Raw genomic sequence first — 18,362 nt, forward strand, 5'->3', positions numbered from 1 at the left:
GTATGAGTCATTGCGGCATTATCGGTCTGGGAATCTATGTACCGGAGTCCATCGTTACGGCTAAAGAGCTGGCTAAACAGTCGGGCATTCCGGAATCGGTCATTGTGGAGAAGTACGGTCTTAAGCAAAAACGGGTGGCCGTCCCAGAGGAAACTCCGCTCTACATGGGGGTACGCGCTGCTCAAAGTGCACTGGCTGATTCCGGGCTGTCCGCTGCGGAGCTTGATGTTGTGATCTGGGCTGGAGGCCAGCACAAAGATTATATATCCTGGCTTGCCGGCACCAAAATCGCCAGCGAGCTGAATGCTCTCAACGCCTGGTCATTCGACATGTCAGCCCTTTGCGGCTCTATGATCAGCGCGATCGAAATCGCGCGCTCATTGCTGGCAGGCAACGAAGGCTACCACAACATTTTGCTTGTAAGCGGGTATCGGGACAGTGATCTGATTGATTTGAAGTGCAAGGAAACCTCTTTTCTTATCGATGTCGCTGCAGGAGCTTCGGCGCTAATTATCCAGAAGAATGCACCGATCAACGTGATTTTGGCAACGGCGTTTAAGAGCGACGGGAGCTTCGCAGACGATTGTGTCGTGGAATATGGCGGTGCCAAGCACTGGCCCCCGAAGGAGAATGAGCTGCAAAGATTGCACTTCACGGTAAAAGATCCGAGCAATTTCAAGGAGCGGCTGAAAGCAAAGACCGTGCCGAATTTCATCTCGGTTATCCGCGAGGCGCTGTTCAAGTCCGGGAAGAGTGACCGGGACATTGACTATTTGGCAATTCTGCATCTTCCTAAATCTTCACATCATCACTATCTGTCCGAGTTCAATTTATCCGAGAATCAATCCACTTATCTGGATGAGTATGGCCACTTGGGACAAAATGATCCCATTCTGTCTCTGCAGATCGGGCTTGCAGACGGCAAAATCAAAGATGGAAGCACGGTGGTCATGACAGCGGCAGGCGTCGGGTTTATATGGGCTGCTTCGGTAATTCATTGGGGCAGCGCAGCAAGTGCGAGGAAGGAGAGTGAAACGGGATGAAGGTTGTTCTGACAGGAAATGAAGCGGTCGCCCGGGGCGCTTATGAAGCGGGAGCCGGCATGGCGACGGGTTATCCGGGAACCCCTTCAACGGTAGTGATTGAAGAGACGATGAGGAAGTACGCTGAAATCTACTCGGAGTGGTCAACGAACGAAAAGGTGGCTCTGGAGGTCGCGATGGGAGCCTCTTTTGCCGGCTATCGAAGCTATGCCGTCATGAAGACTGTCGGGCTCAATGTCGCTCATGACGCGCTGATGTCCGCAGCTCAAGCACAGACGAACGGAGGGCTGGTGCTCGTGGTATCGGACGATGCCGGACGGATCAGCGATGACTGCAACGACTGCCGTCATTACGGGGACAGCGCCGGGGTTCCCGTGCTCGAACCGTCAGACAGCCAGGAAGCTCTGGAATATATGAAGCTTGCTTTTGAGCTCAGTGAGCGGCTCAGCCTGCCGGTCATTATCCGTCTGACTTCCATCACATGCAAGACACGCAGCACGGTGGACATCGACGACACTTACCAATATCAGAAGGCATTCCGCAAGAAATACAAATTCAGCTATTATGGCGTGCTGGCAAGCACGATGATGATCGGCATGGCAGACTCCTCGAATGCCAAGATTCGCCGGTTCGATCATGATTTTGCCCAGGCACTGCGCAGCCTCAAGGAAGAATCCGCAGACCTTCCGGTGAATGTGCTTGAAATAAACGGCAGTGACATTGGAATCATCACCGCAGGTGTGCCATATGGCTATGTCAAGGAAATGCTGCCGGAGGCTTCGGTCTTGAAGCTCGGCTTGGTCTATCCGCTTCCGGAGCGTCTGATTCGCAGGCTTGCGGATCATGTTAACCGGCTGTATGTCATTGAAGACGGTCATGTGTTCCTCGAGAAGGAGATCAAAAGCCTTGGCTTCGATGTCATCGGGGAGAGCCTGTTCCCCAAATTTCCGGAATCCACATGCTTCAGCCCCGAACTGATATCACAGAAGCTGGGTTCAACAGAAGTCAGCGTACACCCGATCCAGAATGTTTCCTTCCGTCTGCCGATGAATTGTGCCGGCTGCTCCCATCTATTCGTCTATCACATTCTGAAGAAGCATCGAATCGAGGCTTCAACCGATGTGACCTGCGGCGGGATCGGCGTCTTCCCGCATATCGGCGCTTTCAATAACGCGAAGCATATGGGTTCCTCCATCGGGATGGCTCACGGTGTGAACGTGATGAATCAGAGACAAGGAGAGCGGAAGTATGTTGCGGTCATAGGGGATGGCGGGTTCTGGGCAACCGGAATTAACGGAATGATTAATATGGTCTACAATTCGGTAAATTCCACGGTTATTATCGTAGACAATCAATGCATCGCAATGACGGGGGGCCAGAGTCTTCCATCCGGCGATTTTGGAGCTCATTACAATCCGGAGAATCGTCTGAGCATCGCAGAGATGTGCCGGGCGATCGGAATTCGTGATATCCGTACAGTTGATGCCTATGATCTTGAGGAATTGGAAGACGCGGTGCTTGGCGCCGTCAACTCACAAGAAAGCTCAGTCGTCATCGTTCAGAAGCCTTGTCTGTTGAAAATCAAGCCGGATCGGTCCGTATCCGGGCATGTTGTGCAGAGCAAATGCGTTCATTGCAAAAGCTGTCTTCAGCTCGGTTGTCTCGCATTGGAAATTAAAACAACGGATCAAGGCGAGGAGATTCAAATCAACGAAAATCTGTGCGTTGGCTGCAAATTATGCGCCGCAACCTGTAAAAGCGAGGCGATAAGCTATGAGTGCTCCGGATAAAGGAAGTTACCTCATTTGCGGATTGGGTGGCCAGGGGATAGGCCTGTTCGGCAAAATACTTGGCGAGTACTACACCCATCATGGATACGAGATCAAAATCTCGGATGTAATGGGACTTGGACAACGGGGAGGGAGCGTTGAATGTCATTTCAGATACTCGACAGAACGCATTTACTCTCCGCTTATTCCATTTGGTACGGCAGAGGCGCTCATTTCTTTTGAACAAATCGAGACGCTGCGCAATGCCCATTACCTGAAGAAGGACGGGCGGATTATTAGCAGCACGTATGAATTGAGTCCGCCAACGGTAAATACGAGGCTTCAGGCTGATATTCAGGGCAGCAAACGGGAAATCATTCAGCGATTAGGTTTCCCGGTCCGGTTTATTGACGATGCGGAAGTCGACCGGGCCGATCCGGAGTTCAATCGTGTGCGCAATATGATCGCCTTGGCTGTGCTCGCGGAACAGATGGAGCTGGACATCCAGAGCTTGATCGAATTGCTGAAGAACAATATATCTCCCTCATATCTTCAATTGAATCTTAGAGCTTTTGAATACGGGAGACAGTTATTTGAGAGAACGACAGCATACTAACTGCCAGATGAGGTGATGAAGTGAAGCATTCAGCTTCAGAGATGCGGATTATTTCGTTATTGGTTTTTTTGGTTCCTTTTCTAATGGGACTCGGGGTCGATTTATATGTGCCTTCTCTGCCCTCGCTCGTGTCTTATTATCATAGCGATACCGGAACCGTTCAGCGGAGCATTAGCCTGTATATGCTGGGATATGGTGTGGGGCAGATGATGCTCGGAATTCTCTCGGATCGTTATGGGCGTAGAAAAATACTGCTGGGCAGCTCATTGAGCTATGGAATCATCAGTTTGATCTGTATTAGCTCGCCGACTGTTCAAGTGCTCAATCTATGCCGGCTCATCCAGGGCTTAAGCGTTGGCGGGATGGCGGTTGTGGGCCGGGCAATGGTCGTGGATTGTTATAAAGGAAAAGAGTTGGCCAAAGCAACGAATTACTTCGGATTAAGCTGGTCGCTAGGCCCGATCATCGGTCCATTTATCGGCGGTTATTTTGAAGAATATTTAAGCTGGAAAGCCGACTTCTATTTCTTTGGATTGTACGGCCTGATTATTTTTGGTTTAGCCCTGGCGCGGTTGCCTGAAACCAATCAAAATCTGGTTAAGCTGAACCTGAAAATCACGCTCTCGAACATCGGAAAGATTATTAAAGATCCCGTATTCATGGGTATGACGATCATCGGCGGATTCGGTTACGCTTCAGTGGTGCTGTTCAACACGATGGGGCCTTTTCTCATCCAGAATGTTCTTGGCTATTCTTCCGTGATTTACGGTTATATTGCGCTGGTACTGGGAGCTTCTTATTTCTTGGGGTCGATTGGCAATCGGTTCAGCGTGGGCCGTTATCCCATCATGACCTTATTGATCTTCGGATTATCCAGTGCGTTGATTTTCAGCCTGATCATGATTTTGATTGAGTTTGCGGCAGGCGTGAGTCTTCCCGGAACGGTGATTCCGGTTCTGCTGATCGTCTTTGTCTGCGGTTTTATCGTCCCCAATACGTTAGCGCGATCAATGGAACTGTTTGCCCATCTGGCGGGTACGGCAAGTTCCTTGTTCGGCTCTCTGTCGGGTGTCATCGTATCGCTCGTCACAACATTCGCCAGCCATTTAAAGGTCGATTCCCAGCTTCCGATGTCGTTCACATACAGCGGACTGATGCTCATCTCGATCCTGCTGTTTGGTGTCTGCCATTATGTTGATAAGCTGCCGGCCGGCAAAGAAAAGGAGGAGAAACTGCATGTATGAACCGAAAGCCGCGAACCGGGAATTGAGTCTGGTGCTGGGGGATATGGATACCGTTTATCAAGTGTCAACCTATGGCGCCGTGTTCGCGGGAGTATTGGATGGATTTGTGCCTTTGAAGGATTTGAGCAAATGGGGGGACTTCGGCATTGGCAGCATTACGGGACTCCATGGCGAAATCGCCATTCTGGACGGTATCATCCATCATTTTGATGAATATGGGCAGACTCGTTCCATTGACCGAGAGGACCTAACGCCCAAAATGCTACTTTCCTTTTTCAAAACGGATCAGATTGTTCCTTTGCACACAGCAGCCACCTATGAGGAGACGAAGTCTGCGATCGAGCAGGCGCTTCCCTCAGCCAACATCATGTATGCGATCAAGATCGAAGGTCTCTTCGAAGTTTTACGGACCAAATGTTATCCTGCCCAGCCGAAGCCGTATCCCAAAGGGATCAACACCGCTTTATCCAAGCATGTCCGAACGTATCATAACGAGCGCGGAACGTTGGTTGGCTACCTTATGCCGGAACATCTTGGCGAGATTTCCGGGCTAAGCTACCATTTTCACTTCATTACAGAGGACGGCAAGTACGGAGGTCATATGATTGATTTTACACTGATTGACGGAACTGCCTATCTGGATTACAAGCATACTTTGCGGCTCGTTCTTCCCAGCGATGAGGAGTACTACCAAGCCGATTTATCCGATACGATGAACATCCTTCAACAGGTCGTGGACATTTCACTGCAATAAATGCCAGTGTGTAAGGCGAAGAATCCGATGGAGGAGGGGTTTAGATGAAGAACGGTCAAAATGTAGAGTACCGCAATACGGATGTGTATACGCAAGTCAATACAACGGCAGCGCTTGTTGCGGGCGTGATGGAGACAGAGGTTACAATTCGCGATCTGAGTGAGTGGGGAGATTTCGGGCTGGGCTGCACGAAGGGGATGCAGGAATCGGTTCTGCTGCTGGATAATCAGACCTATGTCAATAAAGTAGTCAAAGACGATCAGAAGATCGGGTTATTTCTGCTGGCCTTCTTCGAGGAGACCAATCCGGTCAGGCTTCAGCAGACGATGGACCTGAACGATCTGAGAGCCTATATTGATTCGGCATTGCCGACTCCCAATATCATGTACGCCGTCAAATGCAAAGGCAAGTTCGAATCCATTCAAACGTCTATCCCCTTATCGTTTCAGAAGCCGTATCCGCGTGTCGTTCCCGAAATGACAGACCAATCCATCAATGTTGAAGTGGATAATATCAGCGGCACCATCATTGCCTTCTGGCTCCCGTCATTTTTATCAGGGATCAACGGTGGAGCGGGAGGACTGCACGCGCATTTCATCAGCGATGACCGGAAATTTATGGGCCATGTGATCGATTGCAAAATGACTGAAGGCGTACTGTGGATCGATGCCAAGCATCAGCTGAATCTTCAGCTTCCGAAGGCTGATCCCGCTTTCTATGAAGTTGACCTGAATGGAAATGAGGCCATGTCCAGACGGGTATCGGAATGGATCAAGGAAGGCATTGGAGGCAAAGAAATCCTACCTGGGGCCACTATAAAAGCATAATAATATAAGCTATACTGAGTTTAGTTATACTTGGTGCTTTTTTCCATCTAATGATGGGGCGGAAATAGACCGTGATCCTGGCCAGGGCGGTCTATTTCTTTTTACATATTGAGGTGACTCTTTCAGGTAAGTACAAATGATTAAGGAGCGGGGTCGAAGTTGAATATCGAGAAAGTTGATCTGGAACTTATAGAGGCAGCGCAGAACACGATAAGAAGTTTATACAAAGATGGCAAACATCACATTGGAGCGGCGGTTAGGACAAAAACAGGAAAAATATACACAGCGGTGCATCTAGAGGCTTACATCGGCCGAGTATCTGTGTGTGCTGAAGCGATCGCCTTGGGCAAAGCTATATCTGAAGGCGAGGATGATTTTGCTACGATAGTAGCCGTAAGGCATCCCGATCCGACAGAAGAGGATCAAACCATTGAAGTTGTATCGCCTTGCGGCATCTGCAGGGAATTGATTAGCGATTATGGAGCAGACATACAAGTTATTTTGAAGGGGACCAACCATTATTTTAATAAGAATATACAACAATTATTGCCGGACAAATATGAAAGATGAACAGACAGCAACCAGGAGGAAGCAATGAATACCTGCATATATATGATCAGACATGGAGAATCGCCAAAAACCGAAGGAAATGAAAGAACCCGTGGTTTAAGTGAGAAAGGTAGACTTGATTCGGAGAAAATAATAGAACTTTTGAAGGACGAGGGAATCACCAGCTTCGTATCAAGTCCCTATAAGCGAGCTGTTATGACGATTGAGGGATTAGCCCACTTTTGCGGGCAAGAAGTATCTGTAATCGAGGATTTGAAAGAGTTCATGTTCTCAACCGAAGACAAAGTCGTAGGAGATCAGGAAGTATACGCAATGGTGAGAAAAATGTTTGAAACCCCTGACTATGTACCTCCAATGGGTGAGTCGATGACAGAGTGTCAGCAACGAGCGGTGGCAGCATTGAAGGAAATTTTAACCATATACAAAGGGCAAAGAGTAGCAATCGGAACCCACGGTCTCGTTATGACCCTAATGATGAACCACTTCGATAATCAATATGGATATGAGTTCTTAATGAACACGTCCAAACCGGATATTTACAAGATGGAATTTAATGAAGATACATTAGTTAACATTGATAGAATATGCTTATAGGAATCTGAATAAGGGGGATTCTTGGTGATCAATGATGTGTACACAATGATTTCTAAATTGGCAACGCCCAGGCTGGTTGTAATATTGTGTGTTGCAATTATTTCTCTCTACATCTTGCTGAATTTTATCCTGGGTGTCCCCCAACTCAAACAGTTATCCGGCGGAATTGGAGTCATAGATTCAACCTTTAATTATTCCGCAGACAAAGTCTACACAATGATCGAAGCCTACGGACCCCAAGGGAGAAAAATCCATATTGTACTGGAAGTCGTTGACTTCATCTTTCCGCTTATTTACAGTTTGTTTTTCAGCTTGTCTGTTACCCTGATTCTTCGGCAAATGTTCCCCCTAAATACGTTTACGCAGACGATATGTCTCCTGCCGTTATTGATCATTGTGTTTGAATATGTGGAGAACATAGGGGTATTAGCAATGTTAGTTTCATATCCAAGACAAATGGAAGTACTTGCTGTCTTAACAAATGTCGCTACCTTATTAAAAACACTGGTGACGGTATACTCCTTATTTGCAATACTTGCAGGCGCAATGTCCTGTTTTCTGAAAAAGTATGTAATTTACTGAATCGTAAACGAAGGTGAGTCTATTGAAAATTGAGTATGTAGAGACGGATCTAACCTCACTTGCATTAATCCAGCCATTATGGGAGCGGCTTAGAGATCATCATGCTTCATTGTCGAGACATTTTTCGGAGCAGCTAAGCAGCAATACATTTGATGGGCGATCACGCGACCTGCTCGATAAATCGAGACAAGGACAAATAAAGATTATTTTAGCTCATGATGCAACTGCAGCGGCGAAGATACTGATCGGATATTGTATTAGCTCGATCAACGAGGGGAAGCAGGGAGAGATCGATTCGATTTTTATTCTGGATCGTTATCGGGGTACAGGCATTGGAGATACCTTAATGAGACGAACGCTGGATTGGTTTCAGGAAAATGAAATTCTCGACATTGGCATATCCGTTTTATTTGGAAATGAACAAGCATTGAAGTTTTATGAGAAATATGGATTTTACCCAAGGTCTTATACATTGAAGAACACTGTGAATTAAGTTGTAGGTTGATAAAAGAGCGGCACCATACGGTCTGTTGTCGAAGGAGAATAAGTTATTTGACTGACGGTACGCCATTATCGAGAACGATAGTTAAATGGATAAGGGTTGCCACGTAACCGCTCTTCGCTCAAAAACGGGCAGAAAAGCGTTGTACATTGCTTGAGATATTTTAAGGGTACATCGAGTATAATGAATTAAACATCATCGGTAGGTGGTAAAAATAAAAAAAATAATCTTTACTGGCGGTGGATCTGCAGGACATGTAACCGTCAACATTGCAATGATACCTGAATTCATCCGTGCAGGCTGGTTAACCGAATATATTGGTTCAGTGGATGGTATTGAAAAGCAGCTAATCACATCTAACTTTAATGTTAAATACCATTCAATATCAACAGGGAAGCTACGACGGTATCTAGATTGGCAGAACGTAAAGGATCCGTTTAAAGTGGTGAAAGGGATTATGCAAGCATATCAGCTTATTAAGAAGCAGAAGCCTAATATTGTGTTTTCTAAAGGTGGCTTTGTTTCTGTACCAGTTGTAATTGGAGCTTGGTTGAACAAAATTCCCGTTATCATACATGAATCTGATTTAACTCCAGGCTTAGCCAACAAGCTCGCAAGTCCGTTTGCTAGTCTGATTTGCACTACTTTTTCGGAAACATCATCTTACTTTAACAACCACAAATGTTATTGCGTGGGACCTGTTCTTAGAGATGAATTGACAAAGGGCGATGCTGAACGTGGACGGGCATTCGTTGGGTTTTCAAATATTAAGAAACCTATAATAGTTATTATGGGGGGGAGTTTGGGATCACGGAAGATCAATCATGTGATTCGAGAATCCTTAACACAACTAACAAAGAAGTTTCGAGTCATTCATCTTTGTGGAAAAGGACATCTGGATTCTTCTATTGCTAATTCTGATTACCGTGAATATGAGTATATAAACGAAGAATTACCAGACATATTAACCATGTGTGATTTTGTGATTTCACGAGCGGGTTCGAATTCAATTTTTGAGTTTTTATCTTTAAAGAAACCAATGATTTTGATCCCTCTTACTAAGGAACAGAGTAGAGGAGATCAACTTTTAAATGCTGCTTCTTTTGAAAGCAAGGGTTACTGTAAAGTTCTACACGAAGAACAACTGAATCCTGATAGCTTAATTGCTAGTATATATGAATTAGCAGAAGAAAAAGAACGGTATATTCGAAATATGAGTTCTTTCGAGCGTAATGATGCAGTAAGCCTTATTTATAATCTGATTGTTGAGAACGCAAAGAATGGACTAAATGATGAATAAATAGTTTTTATTTCAAAATAAACACGTTGTACTAAAGGGACATTCTAATTCAATGAAACAGCGACAGACTAGGACTTATTATTCCGTCCATGGCTGTCGCTGTTGACTGGAATTTCAGGGTTAGGCGAATACTCTTATCGGAAAGAGCTGTACCTCTTGTCAGGCCGGGATATTGGATATACCACCTCCGGCTGCGCCGCACGACGGCCTTCACGTTTCCGTGTGGCAAGATAAATCCGGCGAATAACCATCCCAATGACTAGCGCTCCGGTTGTCGTATACATCAGCTTCATGGCAGGTGTACTGCTGTCGGTTCCTATCATTGCAGCATGTAACAACGCCATAATGAAGGTTGGGAGTGCCATGAAGTGAATGATGCGCCAAGTTTTTTTACCAATCGACTTCATCATATCGGAGCTGAGAATCAAAGCGAGCATGAGATAGAAGGCAAGGGTTCCAAGACCTGTCCAGAACGGCTCATGTCGGGATGCGAATGGAATGACGATTTCAAAGAACGAATAGCCGACATATTGGTCAAACACAAGAACCAGCCCATGCACCAGACCGAAGAGCATGCCGAACCATCCGGTCCATTGATGAATCAGATTGAGCTGAGCTCTGCGAGCGCCTTTCGCCCACGGTTCTCCCTGAAGCAATCCGGCGAATATCGCCGCGAAGAGCAACATATAAGAGGTTAACCCGGCAGCCCGTACGGTCGTCCACACGCTTAATGTATCCGCAATACTACTGAACCAACTGTACATATCGTTCCTCTCCTTTCATATCTGCCAGGTAAAATTCCGCCATGCCACCCAGCACAATCGAGCAGTCTTCCCGTACGGCGATTACCGCGCAGTCCGGATGCTGCTCCTTCACCCAGGATACTCCTCGCGTTCCGCCTAGAATCAAAAAGGTCTTCGCCAGAACCTCCGCCTGCCCGAGTGAAGGGCAAATCGCCGTCACCTGAATCAAATCAGAGGTGCAGGGCTTGAGCGTGCGGGGGTCCAAAATATGATGCATTTCCTCACCGCCAGGACCTTTCCATCTCCGTTTGACCCGGCTGCTTGTTGCGATCCCCGCTCCTGTACTGATCGAGAGAGTTGCGATATTTTCTACAGGCTGATAGGGGTGGGCTATGTCGATAAGCCGCTGAGCTTCTCCCCAGATGATAATGTCGCCACCGGCATCGATGGCTCCCTGACGTATACCTCGATTGGCTAGTTTCTCCGCCATTTGTTCGGCGCTCCACCCCTTGGCGAAACCGCCCAGATCAAGCGAGATGCCCGGCTGAAGCGTAATATTTCGCAGCTCTAAATCCAACTCCAGATAGGTATCCAGAGGAAGAGGAGTACGCGTCTCCGGTGCTTGAATATGGGTTGCCGAGAAGGCCGAAGCTGAAGTGTCGGGCGCTTGCTTATCCAAGAGCTCGAAGCTCTCCCGGTATCCGGCATTTTCCAGCGCTCTGCCCATGAACGGATTAAAAACACCGTCCGTTTCGCGGTAATACCTAGCCGCCTCCGAGACGGCCTGAAAGAGCAGCGGGGAGGCGGCAAAGGCTCTGCCTGAAGCCTGATTGAGACGGGACAGCTCACTGGCAGGCCGGAACCGGCTGAGCTGGGACTCGACGGAACGGAAATACTTCTCCGCTTGAGTCTCAGACTCTGCCGGCAGTCCATACAGGTAAAAGTCAGTGTTCATCGCTTTAAAATGTTTCATTCCGCAGTCCCCCTTCCGGATCAAGAAGCGCGTGTACGCATTCGGCCGCTGTCCTGGCTATCCGAGGACGAATTATCCGAGAAGCCCGAGCCGGAGGAAGATCCGGAATCGCCGGAGGAATACGATCGGCCCCGGCCTGGGCCGAAGCCTTGATCTGTGCTCGAACCGCTGTCTGTTCCGGAGTCCGAGTCGAAATCCCAGCGTGGCTGATTCTGGCTGCTCTCGAAGATGCTGCTGTCCTGCTGAGTTTGGTTAGAGGCGGCAGCGCTGCCTGCATCCGCCTGGTTCTGATTGCCGATATATCCGACGAAGCCTGTGAACAGAAGAACTCCCGATACGCCGGTCAGCCATTTCACCCATTGTTGTTTTTTCATAGTGTCCTCACCCTCGTCTTTAGTGATAGCTGAATTTTAGACGCAATTGGTGAAAAAATGGTGAAACCTCTCATGAGCTTCTTTTTCATGTGAATTTCATCATGGCATGTTATCCTGAGTTCAGGATTTCTTATTGAAGAAGGAGACGCTGTTCATGAAGATACTGCTGGCAGAAGATGACCGGCGGCTGGGTGAACTGATTGCCCATATGCTGAAGAAGAAAGCCGAATGCGCCATTGATTGGGTGACGACCGGAGAGGATGCCTACCACTATGCGGCTGAAGCCCAGTACGATGTGCTTATTCTGGATTGGATGATGCCGGAGGGTGACGGCTTGGGAGTATGCAGGAAGCTGCGGCGGGATGGATACAGCGGGGCGGTTCTGATGCTCACTGCGAAGGACAGTCTTCAGGACAAAATCGAGGGGCTCGATGCCGGAGCCGACGATTATCTCGTGAAGCCGTTCGAAATTGACGAATTGCTTGCACGTATACGGGCGCTTACCCGCCGCAATTTTGCGCCGATTCTGGAGCAGGTGATGAAGCTGGGCGAACTGGCGCTCAACCGGACCGCTCAGACGGTGAAGCGCGGCACCGAGTCCGTCCAGCTAACACCGCGGGAATTCCAGCTGCTTGATTTACTGGTCCAGAACCCAGGGATCGTCTTGACGCGAGAGGTCATTCTGGACCGAATTTGGGGGCTGGAGAGCGATGTCGGGCCCAAGACGATAGATGCCACAGTGAAGCTGCTGCGCAAGAAGCTTGGCGAAATTACGGATGAGGACTGGATTCAGAGCGTTCGGGGGGTTGGATATAAAATTGATAAAGAGAAGGTTCACTAATCGGCTTCCAAAATGGAGATTATCGGCCGGCAAACCGCCAGATAACGATGTCATCCGGTTGACGCAGCGCAAGCTGACGATTCGTTATAGCGCCGTTCTGATCGGGTTTCTGCTGTTATTCATCGTTACGGTATATTTGCTGCTTCATTACCTCCTCATGAATCAGCAGAAGCAGCAGTTGAACAGCTGGCTTGAGCAGCAGGTGTACTCATTGCATGAAAGCCGGGAGCATGGTCAGGGTAAGAAAGGCTTCATCGGAGGCGGTGGCAATCCGGGTGGGGGAGTACGCAGCGGCGGCAATGAGATCGCAGGATTTGTCGCAGACACATCGGGCAATCTGCTAGCATTGAATGCTGATACCTTGAACCTGGTTAGTGAGATCGAAAACGCCATGAAGGATGTTTACTCTGATTCTTACACATCTGTAGGTGAGGCGACCGAGTACTGGACTATTTGGGTGGATAACAATGAAACAACTGCAGCGGCGGATCAAGACAACGGCGGTGAGTCAACCGCAGAATCCGCTCTAGTAGGCGGTAAAAGCAAGCTGCTTGTCGCCGGACGGGCAATTGTTGAGGAAGGGCAAATGCTTGGTGTAATGTATGGAGCCAAGGATATAACGGCCCAGCATCGATTGTTCCAGTGGTTGCTGGCTGTGCTCGCAGCAGTCGCGGTGCTTTTTGCGGGACTTGCTGTATTTTTGAGCCATCAGATGTCTTCCAAGGCCATGATTCCGGTTAAGCGATCTTTCGCCAGACAGCGGGAATTTGTCGCGGATGCGTCCCATGAGCTGCGGACCCCACTTAGCGTGCTGTTGTCCTCAGTCGATGCGCTCGAAATGGAAGGGGTGGGCGAAGGGGAGCCATTTGCCCGAAAGGTGCTGCACAATATGAGAGATGAAGCCAAGCGCATGATCCGGCTGTCGGACAGTCTACTGACGCTGGCGAGGTCGGATTCGGGTGCGGCGACGCTCCGGATTACGGACTTTGATCTTGGGGCGGTCGCCGAGCGGATTGCGGATTCCTTAAGACCAATGGCAGTTTCCAAGGAGATTACGCTCCGTTATGAACGAACAGGGCCGCTTCCATACTGCGGCGATTCAGAGCGGTTGTCCCAACTGCTCGTCATCCTGCTGGACAATGCCATCAAGTATACACCTGATGGAGGGCTAATTGAGCTCTCGGTCTTCCAGATGGAGGTCAAGGGGCAGAAGCTTGTTATTGAAGTGCGTGATACCGGGATCGGCATCAAGCCGGAAGACCGGGAACGGATCTTCGAACGGTTCTACCGCGAGGAGAAATCGAGAGCCCGGGAGCTGGGCGGTCATGGGCTAGGACTTTCAATCGCCAAATGGATTGTTGAAGCCCACGGCGGAACGATTGAGGTGACCAGCACTTCCGGGGAAGGCAGCATCTTCAGGGTAGAGCTTCCGAACCTCCGATAATCCATGATATGGCACAGATATCGATCATTTGGCTGTGAGTAATTGGCTCAGAAGATTCTTATATGCTATAAAAAAATAGCCGGCCGGCCAAGATATGATCCTTGGCTGGCCGGCTTCACTATTGGGCAGGCAGCAGCAAGTCCTTCGAAACAACATCGCTTGAATTCATATTGACAAGCAGGGGGGTAACACCTATAGTTATATTTCAGTGAGAGTGAGAATCATTATCGCATTATTAGTGGATTTAGAAAGGGGATAATCATCATGAGAAAATGGCTGACACCTGCGCTTCTGCTGTTGATGGTAGTACTAACAGCCTGCGGAAACCAGGCGGCGAACAATAACGCCGCAGCCGGAACACCGGCTCCGAGCCAGGCCGCCGAAGCATCCGCGGCTGCAAGCAGTGCACCGGCAGCATCCGCCCCGGCTGAAAGCGGAACGGTTACATACGAGTCCCAGACTGGACCGATCGGAATTCCTGCGAACCCGCAGCGGATCGTCGCCCTGACTAATGCGCCCAATGTGATTTCGCTTGGCGGCACTTTGGTCGGAGTTGATGAGTGGACCGGCAAGAATCCGCTCTTCACGGATAAGCTCAGCGGAGTCAAGGTCGTATCGGAGGACAGTCTCGAAGATATTATCGAGCTGAAGCCCGATCTTATCATCGCCGGCGACTATATGAAGAATCTGGACAAGCTTGCTCAAATTGCGCCGACAGTAGTGTACACTTGGGGCAAGCTGGATTATTTGAACCAGCAGATTGAAATCGGCAAGCTGCTGAACAAGCAGGCGGAAGCGCAGGCCTGGGTCGATGACTTTAAGCAGCGCGCCGAGGCGGCTGGCAGAGAGATCAAGGCGAAGATCGGAGAGAATGCGACGGTATCCGTCTTTGAATATGATGCCAAGAGCTTCTATGTATTCGGGAATAACTGGGCGCGTGGGACGGAAGTACTGTACCAGGCAATGGGTCTGAAAATGCCGGCAGCGGTCGAGAAGGACGCGCTCGGTCCGGGCTACTACACGCTGTCTAATGAGACGGTCCCGCAGTATGCCGGCGATTACATCGTGCTTAGCAAACCGGCAACGAACAGTGAGAATGCCTTCTTCTCGACGGATACGTGGAAGAACATTCCGGCCGTCAAGAACGGGCATGTGATTGAAATTGAGACGGAGAAATCCACCTACAGCGATCCGATTACGCTCGACTATTTGCTGAAGGTCTTTACAGATGGTTTTCTGGCTAAATAATACTGACTTAAATATTGTTGCGTGTGCATAATAGATAGGGCATAAATAGGCAAGCCGGCCGGTCGAGGAGACAATCCTGACCGGCCGGCTTATTTGTTGTTCCTGATTATTATATGAACAGATTATGTCCAGCCTGGTCCGCCTGGCCCAGGTAGTAGCCGACTCCGCCGATGCCGATATCGTCGATCAGCTCTTCACGCTTAATTCCCATTAGATCCATCGACATTTGGCAGGCGACGATTTCAACGCCCTGGTCGAGTGCGCTCTGGATTAGCTCTTCCAGTGACGAGACATTCTTGCTCTTCATCAGGGAGCGGATCATTCGGGGACCAGCTCCGAGCATGTTCATCTGCGACAGCTTCAGCTTCCGGCTTCCGCGCGGCATCATGGCGCCGAACATTCGACCGATGATGTCCTTCCGGACCGGGACCTTGCTGGATTTGCGAATGATGTTGAGACCCCAGAACGTAAAGAACATGGTGACCTTCTTGCCGCTGGAGGCGGCGCCGTTCGCGATAATAAATGAAGCGATGGCTTTGTCCAGATCTCCGCTGAAGACGACCATCGTACTGGCATTGCGCGCCGTGTCCTGCTGCTGAACAGACTCATTCTGCGGCATCGTGCCGTCCTTTCGCAGATAAGCTTCGATCGTGCCGCCTGGCAGCTTGGTCAGCCGTTCAAGCGGATTGCGCGACATGCGGGCCCATGCCTGTATGTCCTCATAGAAGCCGGGATCGGTGGCGGTCGCCTTCAGAATCTGGCCTGCCTCCAGCTTGTCGATATTCTGCTTCACCTGAATAAGCGGACCGGGGCAGCAGAGACCGCAAGCGTCAAGCTCGGCATCGGCCTTTAGTTCACTGACGGCGGTAGCCGGCTTAGAGCCGAAATCCGCCTTAATGACATTGCTGCCTGTATCCGGTTTGACTTCCTTCTCTGCCGTTACAGTTTTCCCGCCTGTCGGATTGGTTGGAGGAGTCGGCTTCGGGGTGAACTGGGTCATTTGGTACGTTTTATAGCCACCGGTGAGATTTTTGACGCGGTAGCCTTTCTGCTTCAGGATACGGGAAGCGGTATAGCCTCTCAGCCCAACCTGGCAGTATACCCAGATTTCCTTGCTGTGGTCCAGTTCGTTCAGCCGGTTCCGCAGTTCGTCTACCGGAATGTTGACGGAGCCTTCGATATGACCGTTCGCATGCTCCATTGCTGTCCGGACGTCAACCAGCATTACGGATTCCGGGTCAAGGTCCTTCAGGTCAGAAGGAACGATGACTTCGGTCAGTCCGAGAACGACATTCTCCGCCGTATAGCCTGCCATGTTAACGGGGTCCTTGGCCGAAGAGTAAGGAGGAGCATATGCAAGCTCCAATTCCGCCAAATCCCGAACCGTTCCACCGAACCGGATGACGGCGGCGATATCGTCAATTCGTTTGTCCACACCGTCATTGCCGACAGCCTGCGCTCCGAGCACCTTGCCTGTGGCGTCAAAGATCAGCTTCATCGACAATGGCATAGCTCCGGGATAATACGAAGCATGGGAGCCGGGATGAACATATACGGTTTGATAGGGAATGCCTAACCGATTTAACGTTTTCTCGTTGTTACCCGTAGCCGCACCTGTCAAATCGAATACTTTCAGGATCGAAGTCCCTTGAGTGCCTTTATATTCGGTGCGCAGTCCGGCGACGTTGTCCGCCGCAATCCGCCCCTGCTTGTTGGCCGGTCCTGCAAGCGGCACAGCCGTCTTCTGTCCATTCACGAAGTCAACCACTTCAACAGCATCGCCGACGGCATAGACATTCTCACAATTGGTCATCATATGCTTATCGACGACAATATGTCCTCTCGGACCGAGCTCCAGTCCGCTGTCCTTAAGAAAAGCGGTATCCGGCGTCACGCCAATGGCAAGCAGAACCATTTCACTGCGGAGCGCCTTGCCGCTGGACAGTGATACTTCGACCTGGGAGCCTTCTTCCTTGAAGCCCTGTACCCGGTCGGAGAAAATCAGACGGACGCCATGGTCCTCAAGCTCCCGCGACAGAACAGAGGACATTTCCGGGTCAAAGGGAGCCAGCAATTGGTTGCCCGCTTCAATCAGCGTAACCTCAAGCCCTGCCTCTCGCAGATTCTCCGCCATTTCGACTCCGATGAAGCCTCCCCCGATGACCACGGCTGAACGGGTTCCTTCTTCAGCGACAATGGATTTAATACGGTCGGTGTCGGGTATGTTGCGCAGCGTGTAGATGCGGGAGCTGTCGATGCCCGGAAGTGCCGGCCGGATCGGCTTGGCTCCGGGAGACAGGATCAGTGCATCATAGCTTTCTTCATAGATGCCGCGTTCGCGGCTGTTAACCGTCACTGTGTGATTCGTGGGGTCAATGGAGATCACCTCGCTCTGAATCCGGACATCGATATTGAACCGGCTATGCATTGCCTCAGGCGTCTGCACTAGAAGCCGCGAGCGGTCCTGGATGGAGCCGCCGATATAATAGGGAAGTCCGCAGTTAGCGAATGAAATATAGGCGTCCCGTTCGAACATGACAATATGTGCTTCCTCGTCCAGTCTGCGAAGACGGGCAGCGGCGGATGCGCCACCGGCCACTCCGCCGACAATCAATACTTTTTTAATCATGCTGTGATTCCTCCTTAAGCAGTAGTTGAACCAGACGTATAACTCTTTCGTCTTTGACTGAATAGTAATTCTCCAGACCGTTGCGCTGTGTCTCGACTATGCCCAGAGAGCGAAGCTTCTGCAAATGCTGGGAAACAGTCGATTGCGGCAGCTCCAGGCATTCCTGCATATAGGTCACGTTGCAGCTGCCTTTGTCGATGAGTCCTTTAATAATGCACAATCGTACCGGATGGGCGATTGCTTTGAGCAGCTCGGCGCTCTGGGTATAGGCTTTAAACTGGTTATCCATGAACAGGTTTCACCTCGAAG

General features: G+C 49.7%; 19 protein-coding genes. 14 read left to right on the top strand and 5 right to left on the bottom strand.

Annotated elements, in window-relative coordinates:
* The first annotated feature begins 2 nt into the window (after window positions 1-2).
* The 11 genes from PSTEL_RS13310 to PSTEL_RS13360 all read left to right on the top strand — a co-directional run bounded on the left by PSTEL_RS13310 (window position 3) and on the right by PSTEL_RS13360 (window position 9,801).
* Window positions 3-1,043 (top strand): 3-oxoacyl-ACP synthase, encoded by a 1,041-nt coding sequence (locus PSTEL_RS13310; RefSeq protein ID WP_038695975.1) that lies wholly within the window; start codon window positions 3-5, stop codon window positions 1,041-1,043.
* Window positions 1,040-2,833 carry a ferredoxin family protein gene (locus tag PSTEL_RS13315; RefSeq protein WP_038695977.1) on the top strand — a complete coding sequence of 598 codons (1,794 nt, stop codon included), beginning with the start codon at window positions 1,040-1,042 and terminating at the stop codon, window positions 2,831-2,833. Before PSTEL_RS13310 ends, PSTEL_RS13315 begins: the two co-directional genes overlap by 4 nt.
* A complete protein-coding gene (locus tag PSTEL_RS13320) occupies window positions 2,817-3,428 on the top strand; it encodes a 2-oxoacid:acceptor oxidoreductase family protein (RefSeq protein ID WP_038695979.1) in 612 nt (203 codons plus the stop codon). The genes PSTEL_RS13315 and PSTEL_RS13320 overlap by 17 nt, the downstream gene beginning before the upstream one ends.
* Before the next feature lie 41 nt (window positions 3,429-3,469).
* On the top strand, window positions 3,470-4,672 hold the full coding sequence (locus PSTEL_RS13325) for a multidrug effflux MFS transporter (protein WP_281176788.1): 1,203 nt from the start codon (window positions 3,470-3,472) through the stop codon (window positions 4,670-4,672).
* Complete coding sequence (locus PSTEL_RS13330; RefSeq protein ID WP_038695983.1) at window positions 4,665-5,426, top strand: acetolactate decarboxylase; 762 nt, start codon at window positions 4,665-4,667, stop codon at window positions 5,424-5,426. Before PSTEL_RS13325 ends, PSTEL_RS13330 begins: the two co-directional genes overlap by 8 nt.
* 44 nt (window positions 5,427-5,470) lie before the next feature.
* Window positions 5,471-6,253, top strand: a complete 783-nt coding sequence (locus PSTEL_RS13335; RefSeq protein ID WP_038695985.1) for an acetolactate decarboxylase — start codon at window positions 5,471-5,473, stop codon at window positions 6,251-6,253.
* Between the two features lie 159 nt (window positions 6,254-6,412).
* Window positions 6,413-6,823: a cytidine deaminase gene (locus tag PSTEL_RS13340; protein WP_038695987.1), complete on the top strand. Its 411-nt coding sequence runs from the start codon at window positions 6,413-6,415 to the stop codon at window positions 6,821-6,823.
* Between the two features lie 24 nt (window positions 6,824-6,847).
* Window positions 6,848-7,417 carry a histidine phosphatase family protein gene (locus PSTEL_RS13345; RefSeq protein WP_038695989.1) on the top strand — a complete coding sequence of 190 codons (570 nt, stop codon included), beginning with the start codon at window positions 6,848-6,850 and terminating at the stop codon, window positions 7,415-7,417.
* Between the two features lie 24 nt (window positions 7,418-7,441).
* A complete protein-coding gene (locus PSTEL_RS13350; protein WP_038695991.1) occupies window positions 7,442-7,999 on the top strand; it encodes a hypothetical protein in 558 nt (185 codons plus the stop codon).
* Window positions 8,000-8,021: 22 nt separating this feature from the next.
* Complete coding sequence (locus tag PSTEL_RS13355; protein WP_038695993.1) at window positions 8,022-8,492, top strand: GNAT family N-acetyltransferase; 471 nt, start codon at window positions 8,022-8,024, stop codon at window positions 8,490-8,492.
* Window positions 8,493-8,715: 223 nt separating this feature from the next.
* Window positions 8,716-9,801, top strand: a complete 1,086-nt coding sequence (locus tag PSTEL_RS13360) for an undecaprenyldiphospho-muramoylpentapeptide beta-N-acetylglucosaminyltransferase (RefSeq protein ID WP_038700858.1) — start codon at window positions 8,716-8,718, stop codon at window positions 9,799-9,801.
* 134 nt (window positions 9,802-9,935) lie between these two features.
* On the opposite strand, the gene PSTEL_RS13365 is transcribed toward PSTEL_RS13360, so the two are convergent.
* The 3 genes from PSTEL_RS13365 to PSTEL_RS13375 are packed head-to-tail and all read right to left on the bottom strand — an operon-like array spanning window position 9,936 to window position 11,891.
* A complete protein-coding gene (locus tag PSTEL_RS13365) occupies window positions 9,936-10,565 on the bottom strand; it encodes a ferric reductase-like transmembrane domain-containing protein (RefSeq protein WP_038695995.1) in 630 nt (209 codons plus the stop codon).
* Window positions 10,546-11,517, bottom strand: a complete 972-nt coding sequence (locus PSTEL_RS13370; protein WP_052098440.1) for an FAD:protein FMN transferase — start codon at window positions 11,515-11,517, stop codon at window positions 10,546-10,548. Before PSTEL_RS13370 ends, PSTEL_RS13365 begins: the two co-directional genes overlap by 20 nt.
* 20 nt (window positions 11,518-11,537) lie before the next feature.
* Window positions 11,538-11,891, bottom strand: a complete 354-nt coding sequence (locus PSTEL_RS13375) for a hypothetical protein (RefSeq protein WP_038695997.1) — start codon at window positions 11,889-11,891, stop codon at window positions 11,538-11,540.
* 154 nt (window positions 11,892-12,045) lie between these two features.
* On the opposite strand from PSTEL_RS13375, the gene PSTEL_RS13380 reads away from it, so the two are divergent.
* The 3 genes from PSTEL_RS13380 (at window position 12,046) to PSTEL_RS13390 (ending at window position 15,424) form a co-directional block, all read left to right on the top strand.
* Window positions 12,046-12,732: a response regulator transcription factor gene (locus PSTEL_RS13380; RefSeq protein ID WP_038695999.1), complete on the top strand. Its 687-nt coding sequence runs from the start codon at window positions 12,046-12,048 to the stop codon at window positions 12,730-12,732.
* Window positions 12,710-14,176 carry a sensor histidine kinase gene (locus PSTEL_RS13385; protein ID WP_169744576.1) on the top strand — a complete coding sequence of 489 codons (1,467 nt, stop codon included), beginning with the start codon at window positions 12,710-12,712 and terminating at the stop codon, window positions 14,174-14,176. Before PSTEL_RS13380 ends, PSTEL_RS13385 begins: the two co-directional genes overlap by 23 nt.
* 264 nt (window positions 14,177-14,440) lie before the next feature.
* Window positions 14,441-15,424 (top strand): iron-hydroxamate ABC transporter substrate-binding protein, encoded by a 984-nt coding sequence (locus tag PSTEL_RS13390; RefSeq protein WP_038696001.1) that lies wholly within the window; start codon window positions 14,441-14,443, stop codon window positions 15,422-15,424.
* 109 nt (window positions 15,425-15,533) lie between these two features.
* Here PSTEL_RS13390 and PSTEL_RS13395 read toward each other — a convergent pair whose 3' ends face one another.
* A complete protein-coding gene (locus PSTEL_RS13395; protein WP_038696003.1) occupies window positions 15,534-18,053 on the bottom strand; it encodes an FAD-dependent oxidoreductase in 2,520 nt (839 codons plus the stop codon).
* Window positions 18,046-18,342, bottom strand: a complete 297-nt coding sequence (locus PSTEL_RS13400) for an ArsR/SmtB family transcription factor (RefSeq protein ID WP_156995870.1) — start codon at window positions 18,340-18,342, stop codon at window positions 18,046-18,048. Before PSTEL_RS13400 ends, PSTEL_RS13395 begins: the two co-directional genes overlap by 8 nt.
* Between the last annotated feature and the right edge of the window lie 20 nt (window positions 18,343-18,362).

This window comes from Paenibacillus stellifer (assembly GCF_000758685.1).
GTDB classification, from domain to species: domain Bacteria; phylum Bacillota; class Bacilli; order Paenibacillales; family Paenibacillaceae; genus Paenibacillus_AQ; species Paenibacillus_AQ stellifer.

Coding starts and splice junctions, on each gene's coding strand:
- PSTEL_RS13365 (WP_038695995.1), bottom strand. CDS start 10,565: ATGTACAGTTGGTTCAGTAGTATTGCGGATACATTAAGCGTGTGGACG.
- PSTEL_RS13400 (WP_156995870.1), bottom strand. CDS start 18,342: ATGGATAACCAGTTTAAAGCCTATACCCAGAGCGCCGAGCTGCTCAAA.
- PSTEL_RS13320 (WP_038695979.1), top strand. CDS start 2,817: ATGAGTGCTCCGGATAAAGGAAGTTACCTCATTTGCGGATTGGGTGGC.
- PSTEL_RS13395 (WP_038696003.1), bottom strand. CDS start 18,053: ATGATTAAAAAAGTATTGATTGTCGGCGGAGTGGCCGGTGGCGCATCC.
- PSTEL_RS13345 (WP_038695989.1), top strand. CDS start 6,848: ATGAATACCTGCATATATATGATCAGACATGGAGAATCGCCAAAAACC.
- PSTEL_RS13380 (WP_038695999.1), top strand. CDS start 12,046: ATGAAGATACTGCTGGCAGAAGATGACCGGCGGCTGGGTGAACTGATT.
- PSTEL_RS13315 (WP_038695977.1), top strand. CDS start 1,040: ATGAAGGTTGTTCTGACAGGAAATGAAGCGGTCGCCCGGGGCGCTTAT.
- PSTEL_RS13330 (WP_038695983.1), top strand. CDS start 4,665: ATGTATGAACCGAAAGCCGCGAACCGGGAATTGAGTCTGGTGCTGGGG.
- PSTEL_RS13375 (WP_038695997.1), bottom strand. CDS start 11,891: ATGAAAAAACAACAATGGGTGAAATGGCTGACCGGCGTATCGGGAGTT.
- PSTEL_RS13325 (WP_281176788.1), top strand. CDS start 3,470: ATGCGGATTATTTCGTTATTGGTTTTTTTGGTTCCTTTTCTAATGGGA.
- PSTEL_RS13310 (WP_038695975.1), top strand. CDS start 3: ATGAGTCATTGCGGCATTATCGGTCTGGGAATCTATGTACCGGAGTCC.
- PSTEL_RS13335 (WP_038695985.1), top strand. CDS start 5,471: ATGAAGAACGGTCAAAATGTAGAGTACCGCAATACGGATGTGTATACG.
- PSTEL_RS13370 (WP_052098440.1), bottom strand. CDS start 11,517: ATGAAACATTTTAAAGCGATGAACACTGACTTTTACCTGTATGGACTG.
- PSTEL_RS13390 (WP_038696001.1), top strand. CDS start 14,441: ATGAGAAAATGGCTGACACCTGCGCTTCTGCTGTTGATGGTAGTACTA.